A 15,481-nucleotide genomic window follows, 5' to 3' on the forward strand; every position below is an offset into this window, starting at 1 on the left:
CAGTGTCAACTAGGCTTTAAGAGGCTTGGTCGAATTGGCTATTATAAAGCTCCGCATAAAAACCATTTTTGGCAAGTAGTTCTTCGTGGCTGCCGCTTTCCAGGATATCGCCTTCCTTCAGAACCAGAATCACATCGGCGTTCTTAATGGTTGAGAGTCTATGCGCAATAACAAAAGAGGTTCTTCCCTCCATGAGCTTATCCATTGCCTGCTGAATCAAGAGCTCTGTTCTTGTATCGACTGAGCTTGTAGCTTCATCGAGGATGAGCATTGGGGCATTTTTGAGCATCGCGCGGGCGATCGTAAGCTGTTGCTTTTGGCCCGTGGATAAATTAACTTTGTCATTTAGTATGGTATTATAACCGGCACTTAAGGTCTGAATGAAATGATGCAAGCCTACCGACTTACAAGCATCTTCAACTTCTTTATCGGTTACACCTGTTTTGTTGTACACTAGATTTTCCCTGATAGTGCCCTCAAAAAGCCAGGTGTCCTGCAAGACCATACAGAATAGATCATGGATGTTTTCTCTTGTTAAGCTGCTGATGGGGGTATCATCAATATATATTTCTCCGCCCTTTAATTCATTAAACCGTATTAGAAGATTTATCAGTGTAGTTTTACCTGCGCCGGTAGGACCGACTATAGCAATTTTTTGCCCAGGCTTAATCTCTGCAGAAAAATCTTTAATCACAAGTTTATCTGAATTTTCATAAGCAAATTGCACATGTTCAAAATCAACTTTGCCCACAGCAGTTTTAAGATGTCTTTCTTTATGACTTTCATTGTCCATTTCGTCAGCATCGAGGAACTCAAAGACACGTTTGCTTGCCGCGGAAGCCGATTGCAGACTTTGTGCGGCTTGAGCAATCTGAGAGAGCGGTTGTGTAAAGTAACGGACATACAGTATAAAGGCTACAATGACCCCAAAGGATATCGTTCCGTTCATAGCAAGTACAGCACCAACTACACAAACGGCCACAAAACCTAGATTGCCTATAAACATCATAATCGGCATCATAAGACCGGAGAGGAACTGCGCTTTAAATGCACTATCTTTAAGATTCATATTCAGGGATTCAAATGTATTGCGCATTTGCGATTCACCATTGTAGGCTTTCACTACAGTATGTCCTGTATATACTTCCTCCACATGGCCATTGATTTTCCCTAAGTATTCTTGCTGACTTTGAAAATACTTTTGGGATTTTTTCATAATTGCCGCTATGAGGCCAAAGCCAATGATAGTTGCAACAACCGCCGTAATAGTCATGATCACATTTGTTTTGAACATCATGATGATGGATCCCGTAAAGAGGGCAAGGGCAGTTACCAGTGTGCCGACGCTTTGGTTTAAAGCTTGCCCGATCGTATCCACATCGTTGGTAACCCGGGACAGGATGTCACCGGTTGTAGAATTATTATAATAAGAGATCGGAAGTTTGTTCATTTTGCGTGAGAGATCGGCTCTTAAGTTTTTGGAGACCTTTTGCGTAACTGCGGACATAATTAATCCTTGTACCAAAGATAACACAGCGCTAAGGATATAGATAAATACAAGGAAAAGGCCGATAGAAGTTACTGCTTCCATATCAATTCCGGTGACGAGGCCGGCCGTGATCAAGTCTGTCATCTCCGAAAGCTTATCCGGTCCAAGCAGAGTCAGAACCGTACCGATTGCAGCACTAATAATAGCTATAAGAACTACAGGGATATATTTTCTGCAATAGTGGAGAAGTTTGCTCCACGTGTTGAGTTGCTCTTTGCTTTTGTTCATTAAGCTAGCTCCTCCTTTGAAAGTTGTGAGTAAGCAATCTCTTGGTAGACATCACAGGTCTGCATCAATTCATCATGTGTTCCCATGCCTGCCATTCGTCCGGCTTCCAGTACAATGATTTTGTCTGCATCTTTGATTGTACCGATCCGTTGGGCAACGATTAGTATCGTTGTACCGCTGGATTTTTTCTTCAATTCACTTCGCAATTTGCGATCCGTCTTATAATCAAGCGCTGAGAAGGAATCGTCGAAGATTAATATTTCAGGACGACGGGCAATGGCTCGGGCAATGGAAAGACGTTGTTTTTGACCGCCAGACAAGTTCGTACCGCCTTGAGAGACATGAGCCTCGTAGCTTCCTTCCATCTTTTCAACAAAATCTGAAGCTTGAGAGGTGTAAATGGCATCAACAACATCAGAGGACAGATCACTGCCATTATCGCCAAAAGCAACATTAGAGCTCACCGTGCCGCCAAACAAAATCGCTTTCTGAGATACATATCCCATTTTATTGCGCAGTGCAGTTTGCTCATATTGGTTAACATTAATACCATCCACCAACACTTCACCTGCTGTAGCATCATAAAAGCGAGGAATCAGGTTCACGACGGTACTTTTTCCGCATCCGGTTGAACCGATGAAGGCTACAGTTTCTCCTTTTTTCACCGTAAAGCTGATATCTTCAATAACGTATTCTTCTGCATCCGGATATTTAAAGCTGACATTTTTGAATTCGACCTCACCCAACCGATTTGCCTTGGAGGAAGTAAGGGATCCGTTCTCTAAGCTTGGCTTAGTATCCAGCACTTCATTGATTCTTTTAGCGGATACATGGGCACGAGGCATCAGGATAAAAATCATGATCAGCATCATGAATGCCATAACCACCTGCATCGCATAGGATGAGAAGACAATCATATCTGAAAATAAGCCCATCTTCGCCGTACCATTGGCATTTTGAATCAAAATAGCACCAATCCAATATATTGCGAGACTTAAACCGCTCATAATCAGAGAAATACTTGGCATCATCATGGACAGTACATTATTGGCGAATAAATTCGTTCGGGTAAGCTCGCTGTTGGCTACGCTAAATTTATCTTCCTGGTAGCTTTCCGCATTATACGCACGAATGACACGAAGGCCGGTAAGATTCTCTCTTGCAACACGATTAAGATTATCAGTCAGTTGCTGCAATTTTTGGAATTTCGGAAGCACTAGCACGATCACTATGCCGACAATAAGAATCAATACCCCAATGGCGACACCGGTAGCAAGCGACCACTGCCAACTCTTGCCTGTAATTTTGAGCATTGCCCAAACGGCAAGGATGGGAGCCTTCACCAGCAGTTGCAGACCGATGACAATCAGCATTTGCACTTGTGTAATGTCATTTGTTGAACGGGTAATTAAACTAGCTGTAGAGAAGTTGTTGATTTCTTCCATAGAGAAAGACTGTACCTTATCAAACAATTTGGAGCGTAATCTTGAAGAGAAGTTGGCGGCAATTTTAGCGGCGATCCCTGCCACTATAATTGATGTGGCTAAGCTGCCGAGGGCACAGAGCAACATCCAGCCTCCGGCTGCAATGATTTCGCTCATTTCACTCCCTGGTATCTGTACAAGACGAGTAATCTCGCTCATATAACCGGGCAATTCCAGATCCAGCCATACCTGTGTGACAATGAATAGGATGCTGATACCGATTAGGGCCCATTCCTTCGGTTTTAAGTACTTAAGTATAGTTACCATACATCTGACTCCTTTATGTGGCGTTGCTTAAATGATAACGAAAGAAGATAAACTGAAAGTTAACTTTTCTGAAAAATAAAAAAACCCTGAAAGAACGATGAGGTTCTCCAGGGCTCGCACTACATTCCAATCGGAATCGTAACTGTAAATGTGGTTCCTTGTAATGGAATGCTTTCGCAAGAAATGGTTCCATGGTGTAGATGAATGATTTTTTTAACAATTGCTAATCCAAGTCCATTGCCTGCAGTCGAGTGGGAAGTATCCTGCTGATAAAATTTATCGAATATCTTAGGAAGAGCCTCAGGATGAATACCGCTTCCGCAGTCATGAACTAGAATCACCAGGTTATCTTCGTTTTTCTTCATCTTAACTTCAATTTCACCATGCTCAGGAGTGAATTTGATCGCGTTATCCAATAAATTTAACCAAACCTGATTTAAAAGCTCTTTATTGCCGGAGAGTTCATAATCCTGAATATTAACATTCAGCTTCAGGTGCTTCTTCTCAAATTTGGCAGCCAGTAAAAGCACAGACTGGCGAATTTGTTCCCCAACATTAAACCGCATTTTGTTTGTCAGAATCTTTTGCGTCTCAACCTGCGTCAGCTCCAGTACATTCGAAGCAAGGGAGGCAAGTCTGGTCGATTCCTCAATGACAATATCTAGATATTCATCACGTTCCTCTTTAGTAAGATCATCATTCTTTAAGACTTCAGCAAACCCTTTAATAGATACAATCGGTGTTTTGAATTCATGGGAAAAATTGTTTACAAAATCAGTTCGCAGAATTTCGATACCCCCAAGCTCTTCAGCCATACGGTTAAAGTTCTCTGATAGAATTTCAAACTCTGGCGGGCTTTTGAGCTGGAGCCGCATGGAGAAGTCACCACTGGCAAGACGCTCTGTGGCCTCTATAAATATCCGGATGGATTTTACCATTTTCCGGCTTGTGATGGCTGATATCGTGGTACCGATAATTGTACAAGCGATTAATACCATTATGGGTAGTACGAATCCATCCTGGGCAAGCTCTTCGTTCAACAAACCAAAAACCTGTGCGAGAAAGAAGAGTAGTCCTGTAATCACAACGGTAATAAGAAAGATGAAAAATATGATAAGAGAAAAATAGATGGGAAGGCTGATTCTGTTGCTGAGCTTGTTACTTATTTTGCTCACTGGCTTCGCACCGCCTTGTATCCAAGACCTCTGACGGAAACCAGTTCAAACTCTGGATAAGCGTCAAACCGTTTCCGCAGGCGATTGATGTGCACATTAACGGTTGTATCCGTACTTTCACTTTCCATGCCCCATATCTCGTCCATAAGCTGGATGCGCGTGAAAATCCGTTCAGGATAGGACAACAACTTATACAACAAATAGAATTCTTTTTGCGGAAGCGTTTGTTTCTCGTCCTCCCGGGTTACTGTCAATGCGTCATAATCAAGGATCACTTTACCCACTACTAATTTACGGGCACTTGCGATTTGCGAACGGCGAAGCAGTGCTTGGATTCTGAGCAGCATTTCTTCGGTATCAATGGGTTTGGTCATATAATCATCAGTTCCAATCCGGAACCCCTTTTTCTTATCTTCAGGCAGCTGTTTTGCTGTAGCCATAAGAATGGGGACCAAGCTATCGGCATCTCTTACTTCCTTGGCGAATTCATAACCATCCATATTAGGCATCATGATATCCAGAATGATTAGATCAATATGCTGTGAATCAAGGACCTCCAAAGCTTTAACTCCGTCTTCAGCAGTTACAACATCATATCCTTCGCGTTTCAGAACAGCTTCAAGAAGTCTTCTTACATGCTTATCATCTTCAACTACGAGTATGTTAATCATTACTGTTCACTCCAATAGTAGGTTTGTATCCATTATTACCTGTGGGGAATTTGTTTTAAAGGGAGCAGAATCAATATTTATCTAATCTTAAGATTTGGTTTGAAATCCTTGTAGTCGATATAAAGTGACTCATACATAGGGAGGATTCAATGAAATGAGAGGAATAGGCAATGATTTAATACTATTATGATATCTGTTTTGTGAAAAATTGTTGCATACTAAAATAGTACCCAAACTAATTTAGCTGGATTAACGTGCTGAACAATAATGCAGCTTACTTGAACGTTGAACTTTGACTGAACTTCATGCGAAAGGAAGATCACAGATGCAAATGCGTAAATTAGGAAATAGTGGCTTGGAAGTTTCGGCAATAGGGCTTGGCTGTATGGGAATGGATCATGCCTATGGAAAGCCAGCCGATCGTAATGAAATGGTTAAATTAATTCGCAGAGCAGTTGAACTAGGATGTAATTTCTTTGATACTGCTGCTTTTTATGGAGATTCCAATGAGGAATTAGTAGGCGAAGCCCTTGCACCACTAAGAGATCAAGTTGTGATTGCAACTAAATTTGGAATTTTAGGACAAGAAGCTGTAGACGGTCAACCTCAACTTATTTTGAATAGCACACCAGATTCTATTCGTGAACAAATAGAAGGCTCATTAAAAAGGTTGGAGGTCAATTGCATTGATTTATATTATCAGCACCGAGTGGATCCGAATGTCGAACCTGAAGCTGTCGCAGAAACAATGAAAGATTTAATAGCTGAAGGGAAGATTAAAACATGGGGAGTCTCTAATGCACCGATTGATTATATGAAACGTGCACATGCTGTATGTTCGATTACTGCAACCCAAAATCAGTACTCCATGATGTGGCGTGAACCGGAAAAAGAGTTGTTTGAGCTTTGTGAAGAGTTAGGAATTGCTTTTATCGCTTACAGTCCATTAGGAAATGGTTTCTTAAGTGGTAAATATACCAAGGAAACCAAATATGATGAAGGTGACTATCGAAGTTTCATGGGAAGATTCAAACCTGATGTGATTGATCATAATCAAGTGTTATTAGATTTAATTACTCAAGTTGCAAAAAGCAAAAATGCAACACCAGCTCAAGTCGTACTCGCGTGGGAATTAGCTCAAAAACCATATATCATTCCAATTCCAGGCACTACAAAATTAAACAGATTAGAAGAAAACCTATATGGAGCTGATCTCAAATTAACAAAGGAAGATGTAGATAGTCTAAATGAAGCTTTGTCAAAACTGGATATTGATAGTTCACACTTTTAAATAGAGCTATATCATCAACTAATAGGAGGATTTTTTATGCAAAAAGTTATTTTGAACAATGGTGTTGAAATGCCGATACTTGGTTTTGGGGTTTTTCAAATTCATGATGAAGCTGAATGTGAACAAGCTGTTTACGATGCGATCATGTCAGGTTATCGACTGATAGATACCGCAGCCTCATACCTAAACGAAGAAGCGGTGGGAAGAGCCCTCAAACGGAGTGGAGTACCAAGAGAGGATCTATTTATTACTACGAAATTATGGGTTCAAGATACAGGATACGAACGTACAAAGGAAGCATTTGAAAAATCCCTTTCAAGATTGCAACTTGATTATTTGGATTTGTATTTAATTCATCAGCCATTTGGCGATGTGCATGGTTCTTGGCGGGCGCTGGAGGAATTGTACCGTGAAGGAAAAATCAGAGCGATTGGCGTAAGTAACTTCCAGAACGATCGTCTGATTGATTTGATTATTCATAATGAAGTAACTCCTGCAGTTAATCAAGTTGAGACACATCCATTCTGCCAACAAATTGAAAGTGCTGCATTCATGAAAGAAAACAATGTTCAGATTGAATCATGGGGTCCATTTGCTGAAGGTAAAAACAACATGTTTCAGAACGAAGTTTTAGTATCAATAGCCCAAAAATATAATAAATCTGTTGCCCAAGTGGTTTTACGCTGGTTGACGCAAAGAGGAGTTGTTGTGATTCCAAAGTCTGTCCGGAAAGAAAGAATAATTGAAAACTTTAATATCTTTGACTTTGAATTAAACTCAGAGGATATAGAACAAATTGCGCTGTTAGACACAAAAGAGAGCTTGTTCTTTTCACATAGAGATCCTGTAATGGTAAAAGCGTTAAGTACAAGGAAGCTGGATATCTAATTTTTCTTAGGATCTTGTTGGTTTTGATAAAAGAGGGGTTAACCATAATTAAGGGGTTAACCCCTCTTTTATTTATAAGACCCTTAGCCTTGAACAGTTCATTTTAATTTGAAGGTTTAAGAATAAAGGCAGCTAAAGCTTGTGAATATCGCATTATAATCTTGATCTTCTCCAGTGGCGTACAAACCAATAAGCACACCTGTGAATCCTCCGGCTATTTCAGAGGATAGATATTTGGTTTGCGCAGCTCCGAGTAAGATCTCAATACCGTCTACCTGGATATAAAATTGATAATGCGTTGGACTGCTTTTGACAACTAATGAAGCATGGTTGCACTGACCTATATTTTTTGTTTTTTCAATGGATTTGATATCTCCGATATTCAGCCGTTCGATAATCTCATAACCCTCTGGATGTTTACGCAAGGCCAAATCATAATGGTGATTTTCGTCCATGTAAAGTGTAATTCCGGCTTCACCATTCGTAAGGCTGACTTGGCACGAAATAATTGCGTTAAAATCTTTTTGACGAATACCAATAAATGTCGGAGTAGCCGGGATATCTAACGTAACTGCAGTTCCTTTAAGCTTTATTTTATCAGCTTCTAACCGATAATTTTCTGTAACCGGGTGACGCAGGTAACACCAGTCTAAATTCCAATCTGTGTTCTCGAACGTAAAGACTCTTTTCTCCTGCTGAATGACTGTGTCCGCAATACGATCAGTCTCGAAACTTATAAGTGTGGTACCTTCATGACCTGCTGTAAACCATCCATCCTCGCCAAAGGTAATCGGAGTTAGAAAAACCTCGCGCCCCAAATGGTGATAGGTAAGATACTGGCCAGTCTGCCGGAATCCAAGATGTAACAGCCACCAATCCCCCTCATGGTCTTGTACCAAATCTCCATGTCCAACTCCCTGAAGCTCGTAACCGCCTAAATTTCGATTAGTCAATACGGGGTTATGCGGGTAGGCTTCGAATGGGCCAGTAGGAGAATTGCCCCTTGCATAAGTAACCATATGCCCATATTCGGTTCCACCCTCAGCAGCTAGCAGATAGTATTGTCCATTAATTTTGTATAAATGAGGACTCTCCAAATAACGCCCACCGGATCCTTGCCAGATTGAACGGCTTGGCGACAGCTTCTGCCCAGTTTCAATTTCAATTTCACATTGGACTATACCATTAACTCCGTAATCGTCTGTCCCATTACTCATGAAATACGTTTTGCCGTCTTCAAAATACAAATCCGGATCAATACCGCCTTGATCTACATTAATCGGATCAGACCATTCGCCGTAAATATTGTCAGTCCAGACATAGAAGTTCTGGCGCAGAGTGTCATTAGTGGTCGTCATGTAGAATCGTCCATTATTGTACCGCAGGGTGGGGGCGAATACACCACCGGAGCTGTCCACAGTATCCAGTTGAATCTGGTTCTTTCGGGTTAAGCAATGACCGATTTGGGTCCAATTAATTAAATCTTTGCTTTCAAAAATCGGAACACCGGGAAAATACTGAAAGGAACTGCAGACCAAATAATAAGTGTCTTCAACTTTACATGCGCTGGGATCAGGATAAAACCCTTTGATGACCGGGTTATTGTATTTCATTTCTCCACCTCATTAATAAATTCATATAAATAAGAATTCAATATATTTAACTACTAAGAAAATTAAACACTATTGCTTATAGGTTTTCAATGAATCGGGGTTGAAGATATACGTTATATTTATTAAATTAATATATATGTAATTTCAATAAGCACAGGTCAGGTGATTATGATGATGATCAAAGCAAACGGCGAAGCAAAATTCATGTCGTTGTATGAAGCGCTGGCAAGCGAAGTCAGATGGAGGATTATGAGCCTCATTGCAGATAATGAAATGAATGTGAAGGAGATCGCGGCTAAGTTAGAGCTTAGCCCTTCCATAGTTACTATGCATATCCGAAAGCTCGAACAAGCTGGACTTACAGGAAGTCACAGGATACGCCTAAACGGAGGAACACACAAAATGTGCTTCCTTAAACAAAAAAGAGTTGAAATCGAACTCCCCACTGCCACTCAAACTCCGAGGATCAGAGAGCAGAGCATTTCAGTCGGTCATTATACCTCGTTTGATGTCCATCCTACATGTGGTCTTGGGACACAAGAGAAAGAGATTGGGGTTTGGGACGATCCCCGCTATTTTCTCGATCCCGAGCGGGTCAACGCCGGCATTTTGTGGTTTGGGAGAGGTTACGTAGAGTACAAAACGCCTAACTACTTACTTCCCGGTCAAATGCCCGAGGCCATCGAGATTTCAATGGAAATTGCTTCTGAAGCGCCAGGCTTGAAAGATCATTGGCCTTCGGATATTGAGTTCTTTTTTAACGGTGTGAAGCTTGGAACTTGGACCAGTCCGGCAGACTTTGGAAGAGCGGCACGAGGCATATATACTCCGGATTGGTGGCATCGGAATGTAAATCAATACGGGTTATTGAAGACGCTCCGCATTGACACTTCGGGCACATTTATTGATGAAGAAAGGATGTCGGACATTACTGTCGCAGATATTTTGCTACGGGAACAATTCTGGACGCTTCGGTTCGCAGTTGACGAGAAGGCTGTTAATGTTGGTGGTTTGACACTTTATGGGGCTGGATTCGGTAACCATGACCAAGATATTTTAATTCGTGTGTACCTAGGAACGATGACCTAATGAAGCAGGATAGTTCAGTTATAGTTGTTTTCTCCATCCAGTTTATCAGCTGGAGCTGGTAAACTATCCATATATTGAAGAAGTTGAGAGGAGAGATATTCTGAATTATAACGAGGTTATTAAAATCGCTGATACACACTTACTTCCATTAGTGAATGAATTGTACGGATTGGAAGGTTATGAAATCAGGCTTATCAATGCACATGAAGGAGGACGGAATGTCGCATATAACTGTGATAAAGCTGATTCTGAAGCAAAAATAATCAGAATTGCCTTCTTAAGTGACAGAAGCCGAGAAGATATTTTGGGTGAAGTGGAATATATCAGGTATTTGTACGAGCATGGAGGCAGTGTTTCGAATGTGGTCAACTCCCAGAAGGGGAATCTGCTGGAAACGATAACTCTTAATAATCATACCTTTTTTGTCTGCTTGTTTGAAAAGGCCAAGGGGGGTATGCTCGCGGAAAATAATTATCAGTATCGGGAAGGCGTTCCTATTACGGAATACTATTATAACTGTGGCAAAGTTCTTGGAAAAATGCATCAATTATCGAAGGGTTATACACCTGTCCATTCCCGGTATTATTTTTTTGATAAATACAATGCCGATTATATAGATAAGCTAATACCTGACTCGTTATCTCTGTTGAAAGAGAAACTGGTAGATCTCTTAACAACCTTAGAAGGGATGGACAGGAATCACGAGTCTTTTGGGATGGTTCATTTTGATTACTGCGATGGGAATTATATGATCGATTTTGATACAGGGCAAATAACTGTTTTTGATTTCGATAACTCCTGCTTTTGTTGGTATATGTATGACCTGGCAAATCTCTGGACACTTGGAGTGGGCTGGATACAATTTGAACAAGACACTGATAAACGCAAACAGTTTATGGATGATTATTTTAAAACAGTCCTTGATGGCTACAGATCCGAGACCAGGATCGAAGATTCGATGTTAGACACATTGCCATTGTTTATCCAAGTAACCCTCATGGAAAACATCGTTGATGCATTCGAGGTAATGCGGAACAATGGTGAAGACCCGGAATGCGATGAAGAGCTGTCATATCGTATAAAATGTCTAGAAGACGATATCCCATATGTAGGATTTTTCCATGAAATTTACTCATGTGATGAACCCTTTGAGTATGAGAAACGAGATATTTAGGATGAGGGTGTTTTTGATATGCTGCGGATAAAATACATATGGGGTGTTTTTGATATGCTGCGGATAAATTCATATGTAGACTCAAATAAGCAGGAGTTGGAGTAAATATGGCTTACGAAAAACCGGAATTGACCATGAGTGAAATTGAAAAAGTACTGTGGAATCATCTTGGACAGGGAGCGGCTGAGATTACACCGTTGTCTGGCGGCAATATAAGCAACGTGTTTTCTTTTATTTTAGAAGGAAAAGACTATGTTGTGAAATTCAGCGATTTGGAACGAGCATATGAGACCGAACAATTTGTATCTAATTTGCTACTCGACCAAGGTATCCCTTTCCCAAAATGTTTGGGGTTAGGGAGGACTAATCAGTTAACCTATTTGATCATGGAGCGAATGGAAGGTCGCAATCTATCCGATTGTACAGCAGAGGAACAAACCCGTCTGATGCCGGAAATTATCGGCATTTTAACAAGAATGGCCGAAACGGATATTGGGGGAACTAACGGTTATGGTTGGATCGGACCTGACGGCAATGGTTCCTATTCATCTTGGAAAGACTTCGTCATTGCCGTAAATGCGGAAGATCAGACGGGGACATTCTGGGAAAATTGGCATGAACTCTTCCGCACGTCTTGCTTGGAAAGAGACGTATACGAAGAAATCTATAGTCGTTTGATGACCTACGTACCCTATAATGAATCTAATAGAAGCTTTATACACGGAGATTTTCAACAGTGGAATATGTTGTCCAACGGAACACGGATAACCGGCATTATTGATGGTAATTACATGTATGGCGATTCTCTCATAGACCTTGCGGTTCTCGACAAGCATATGCCTTGGTGTGATGTCATTAACACGTATCAAAATTATCAAAAGAAAGCTATAATAGTAACCCCGAATTTTGAGGAGCGGCTAATCGGTGCCTATTATTTTAAGGGACTCGATGGACTTCGATTCTATGCTAAGATGGGCTGGACAGAGGCTTATCAGGACACACGGCATTTTCTTTTAAACCTAAAAGTGTAATAACTGAACACTTTACCTTATCCTATACATTTAATAGCCGCATAATTGCGGCTTTTTGTATATAAATATCAAATTTCTAGGAGCAAATTCTCCACTGGGATTATAGCCTAGGCTGACAACCTGTAATAAATGCACCTGAACTTGCCATTAATCCACTATCTATAGCTTTGTCCAACTTGATAAAATGAAAGCGCAATCATTTAATCAATCGATTGGAGGAGTATGGCATGAAAAAGATTGGGGCAGGTTTTATATTCTTACTTGTGATGTGCGCAGCCTTATCCACAACTGCGTTCGCGAAACAGCCTTATTCATCCTATTGGTTTCCGGAGCAATTGCTTCAGTGGAGTCCGGCATCCGACCCGGATGCGGCATTTAACCGGAGCACAGTCCCGCTGCAGGACCGTTTTGTAGCAGATGGAGTCAACGCTCATGCAACCAAAGCGCCAAAAGTCATGGCTTTATCAGCACTGAACCCGGGAACAAGCGGAGTTCCATCGCAGGGTTCAAGCAAATTCGAAGCTAACACATTTACCTATTGGCAATATGTTGACAAGCTGGTCTATTGGGGTGGTTCCGCGGGCGAAGGGATCATCGTACCTCCAAGCGCTGATACGATCGACGCGGCTCATAAAAATGGCGTGCCGATCATCGGAACGGTGTTCTTCCCACCAACCGTATATGGCGGGAAGTATGAATGGGTCAAGCAGATGCTTCAGCAGAATAGTGACGGATCCTTTCCTGCTGCTGACAAGTTGATCCAGGTTGCGAGCCATTACGGATTTGACGGCTGGTTTATTAACCAGGAGACTGAGGGCGGAACGCCGGCTGACGCACAGCAAATGAAAGCTTTCCTAAGTTATCTGGAATCGCACAAGTCAAATTCTATGCACATCGTATGGTATGATTCCATGACCAATGAGGGCAGGATTAGTTGGCAAAATGCACTTAACGACAAGAATGCGATGTTCCTGCAAGACAATAAAAAGCAAATAACAGACAATATGTTCCTGAACTTTTGGTGGAAGGATCTTAAAAGCTCGGCAGAGAAGGCTAGAAGCTTGGGCAGAAGTCCTTATGACTTGTATGCAGGCATCGATGTCGAAGCCAAGGGTTACGATACAAAGGTGAACTGGAATCTGTTGTTTCCGGATAAAGATCCTGCCGTTACTTCCCTTGGTATTTACCGCCCCGATTGGGCTTTTAACAGCGCAGAGAGTATGGAAGATTTCTTCGTACGCGAGAACAAATTTTGGGTGGGTCCAAACGGGAATCCGAGTAACACCTCGAGCGATCAAGCCTGGAAAGGTATCGCTAACGATGTGATCGAATCATCACCAATCAATGAGCTGCCTTTCACCACCAACTTCAACACGGGAAGCGGACAGAAATATTTTGTAAGAGGGAAGCAGGTGCGGGATAAAAGCTGGAACAACCGGAGTCTGCAGGATATTCTTCCCTCCTGGCGTTGGATTGCAGACAGCAAAGGTACCCCGCTTTCACCAGTGCTCGATTGGTCCGATGCCTATTACGGCGGCAGTTCGTTGATGGTATCAGGCGTACTGAACCCTAACAATGCGACACATCTGAAGCTCTACAAGACCAACCTTAAGATCGAAGCAAGCACAAAGCTGTCTATTACGTACAAAACACAAAATAAGCCAAGCCTGAAGGTTGGTCTTTCATTCGCAGATCAGCCCGATCAAAATATCTTCCTTAATGTGAAGGATAAGACATCGCCAGACTGGACAACTGAAACATTGAATTTGACCCCATACAAAGGGAAACGGATCGTAGCGTTGTCACTGTATTTTGATTCTAAGAATGCGATTAATAATTACAACATTCAAATTGGCCAGCTCTCCATTCAAAATGCTAATGACCCGATCAAACCACTACCCGCGGTTCGCGATCTTAAGGTCACTCAAACTGATTTTCGCAATGGTATTTATGGAGATGCCAGATTACAGTGGAAACAGCTTGACCAACAGGTCAAGCAATACGAAATCTATCGAGTGCTTCCAGATGGCAGTGAGATGTTCATAGGTGCAACACCAAATCATGTGTTTTACGTTCCTGAGATGCGAAGAATAGACAAAGAAACTATCACAGTATTGAAGGTTGTTGCCGTCAATGGAAGATACGAGCAAGGTCAATCCTCTAGCGTGAAGATCAGCTGGCCGGATTATCCAAAGCCGACTGCGGAGTTCAAAACTGATCGAACCCTAGTCGCTCCAGGCGAGAGCGTAAACTTCACCGACCTGTCGACTGAAGTGACAGAAGGATGGTCATGGACCTTCGAAAGCGGAAGCCCCGCGGTCAGCACATCAAAGAACCCAGTTGTGACGTTCGCTCAGGAAGGCGTTTATAGTGTGACGCTGACTGCAACTAACAGCTCGGGCCAAGACACAATTACGCAAAAAGCGCTTATCACAGTGAGTAAGGAAGCTGGAGCAGTGAAAAATCTGGCACTTGGTAAAACTGCAACAGCCGATCATGCCTGCGGGGAAAAGGAAGGGGCACCTAACGCCGTAGATGGTAAAGTGACGGATAACAGTAAATGGTGCGCAATTGGCAATCTGCCCCATTGGCTTCAGGTCGACCTCGGCGCCGAACATCAACTCAGCGCTTTTGTCATCAAGCATGCTGAGAGCGGAGGAGAGTGGTCCGGTTTTAATACCAGTGATTATACGATTCAGGTCAGCAGCGACGGAACGAACTGGACGGATGTCGTCAACGTCCAAGGAAACTCGGCTGCCGAGTCGACTGATTCAATTGCGTTAGTAAAAGCCCGCTATGTAAAATTATTGATTCTCAAACCTACGCAGGGAGCCGATACGGCAGCGCGAATCTATGAGTTTGAAGTGAAGGGATTATAATATACCTTATTACGTCATTCTAATATTAAAACAAATAAACCGTAGGCCACTTGAGGGGCTACGGTTTATTTGTTTTAACATTAATGATAGCTGAAATCAAAAAAAGAACCTGATTTATCTCATCAGATTCTTATATATTGCA

General features: G+C 41.9%; 11 protein-coding genes. 6 read left to right on the top strand and 5 right to left on the bottom strand.

Annotated features, from left to right (window positions below; all coding sequences use genetic code 11):
• Positions 1–16: 16 nt before the first annotated feature.
• The 4 genes from MKY14_RS06370 to MKY14_RS06385 all read right to left on the bottom strand — a co-directional run bounded on the left by MKY14_RS06370 (position 17) and on the right by MKY14_RS06385 (position 5,374).
• Positions 17–1,777 (bottom strand): ABC transporter ATP-binding protein, encoded by a 1,761-nt coding sequence (locus MKY14_RS06370; RefSeq protein ID WP_036677200.1) that lies wholly within the window; start codon positions 1,775–1,777, stop codon positions 17–19.
• A complete protein-coding gene (locus MKY14_RS06375) occupies positions 1,777–3,528 on the bottom strand; it encodes an ABC transporter ATP-binding protein (protein ID WP_076130605.1) in 1,752 nt (583 codons plus the stop codon). The genes MKY14_RS06370 and MKY14_RS06375 overlap by 1 nt, the downstream gene beginning before the upstream one ends.
• 119 nt (positions 3,529–3,647) lie before the next feature.
• Complete coding sequence (locus tag MKY14_RS06380) at positions 3,648–4,703, bottom strand: HAMP domain-containing sensor histidine kinase (protein ID WP_081383288.1); 1,056 nt, start codon at positions 4,701–4,703, stop codon at positions 3,648–3,650.
• The gene (locus MKY14_RS06385) at positions 4,700–5,374 is read right to left on the bottom strand and encodes a response regulator transcription factor (protein WP_036677195.1); all 675 of its coding nucleotides are present in this window, start codon (positions 5,372–5,374) and stop codon (positions 4,700–4,702) included. The genes MKY14_RS06380 and MKY14_RS06385 overlap by 4 nt, the downstream gene beginning before the upstream one ends.
• A gap of 325 nt (positions 5,375–5,699) precedes the next feature.
• Here MKY14_RS06385 and MKY14_RS06390 point away from each other — a divergent pair, with 325 nt between their 5' ends.
• Entirely contained in the window at positions 5,700–6,665 is a 966-nt protein-coding gene (locus MKY14_RS06390; RefSeq protein WP_076303711.1) for an aldo/keto reductase, read from the top strand.
• A gap of 36 nt (positions 6,666–6,701) precedes the next feature.
• Entirely contained in the window at positions 6,702–7,553 is an 852-nt protein-coding gene (locus MKY14_RS06395) for an aldo/keto reductase (RefSeq protein WP_076281834.1), read from the top strand.
• A gap of 116 nt (positions 7,554–7,669) precedes the next feature.
• Here MKY14_RS06395 and MKY14_RS06400 read toward each other — a convergent pair whose 3' ends face one another.
• Positions 7,670–9,166: a glycoside hydrolase family 43 protein gene (locus MKY14_RS06400; protein ID WP_076303710.1), complete on the bottom strand. Its 1,497-nt coding sequence runs from the start codon at positions 9,164–9,166 to the stop codon at positions 7,670–7,672.
• Between the two features lie 174 nt (positions 9,167–9,340).
• Here MKY14_RS06400 and MKY14_RS06405 point away from each other — a divergent pair, with 174 nt between their 5' ends.
• The 4 genes from MKY14_RS06405 to MKY14_RS06420 all read left to right on the top strand — a co-directional run bounded on the left by MKY14_RS06405 (position 9,341) and on the right by MKY14_RS06420 (position 15,339).
• Entirely contained in the window at positions 9,341–10,255 is a 915-nt protein-coding gene (locus MKY14_RS06405; protein ID WP_076303709.1) for an ArsR/SmtB family transcription factor, read from the top strand.
• A gap of 100 nt (positions 10,256–10,355) precedes the next feature.
• A complete protein-coding gene (locus MKY14_RS06410) occupies positions 10,356–11,429 on the top strand; it encodes a phosphotransferase enzyme family protein (RefSeq protein ID WP_340395685.1) in 1,074 nt (357 codons plus the stop codon).
• Positions 11,430–11,536: 107 nt separating this feature from the next.
• The gene (locus MKY14_RS06415; RefSeq protein WP_340976003.1) at positions 11,537–12,460 is read left to right on the top strand and encodes a phosphotransferase family protein; all 924 of its coding nucleotides are present in this window, start codon (positions 11,537–11,539) and stop codon (positions 12,458–12,460) included.
• 227 nt (positions 12,461–12,687) lie between these two features.
• Positions 12,688–15,339: an endo-beta-N-acetylglucosaminidase gene (locus MKY14_RS06420; protein ID WP_340976005.1), complete on the top strand. Its 2,652-nt coding sequence runs from the start codon at positions 12,688–12,690 to the stop codon at positions 15,337–15,339.
• Positions 15,340–15,481 lie beyond the last annotated feature (142 nt).

The organism is Paenibacillus sp. FSL R5-0887 (genome assembly GCF_038002305.1).
GTDB classification, from domain to species: domain Bacteria; phylum Bacillota; class Bacilli; order Paenibacillales; family Paenibacillaceae; genus Paenibacillus_AQ; species Paenibacillus_AQ odorifer.

Coding starts and splice junctions, on each gene's coding strand:
- MKY14_RS06370 (WP_036677200.1), bottom strand. CDS start 1,777: ATGAACAAAAGCAAAGAGCAACTCAACACGTGGAGCAAACTTCTCCAC.
- MKY14_RS06375 (WP_076130605.1), bottom strand. CDS start 3,528: ATGGTAACTATACTTAAGTACTTAAAACCGAAGGAATGGGCCCTAATC.
- MKY14_RS06385 (WP_036677195.1), bottom strand. CDS start 5,374: ATGATTAACATACTCGTAGTTGAAGATGATAAGCATGTAAGAAGACTT.
- MKY14_RS06390 (WP_076303711.1), top strand. CDS start 5,700: ATGCAAATGCGTAAATTAGGAAATAGTGGCTTGGAAGTTTCGGCAATA.
- MKY14_RS06395 (WP_076281834.1), top strand. CDS start 6,702: ATGCAAAAAGTTATTTTGAACAATGGTGTTGAAATGCCGATACTTGGT.
- MKY14_RS06400 (WP_076303710.1), bottom strand. CDS start 9,166: ATGAAATACAATAACCCGGTCATCAAAGGGTTTTATCCTGATCCCAGC.
- MKY14_RS06405 (WP_076303709.1), top strand. CDS start 9,341: ATGATCAAAGCAAACGGCGAAGCAAAATTCATGTCGTTGTATGAAGCG.
- MKY14_RS06415 (WP_340976003.1), top strand. CDS start 11,537: ATGGCTTACGAAAAACCGGAATTGACCATGAGTGAAATTGAAAAAGTA.
- MKY14_RS06420 (WP_340976005.1), top strand. CDS start 12,688: ATGAAAAAGATTGGGGCAGGTTTTATATTCTTACTTGTGATGTGCGCA.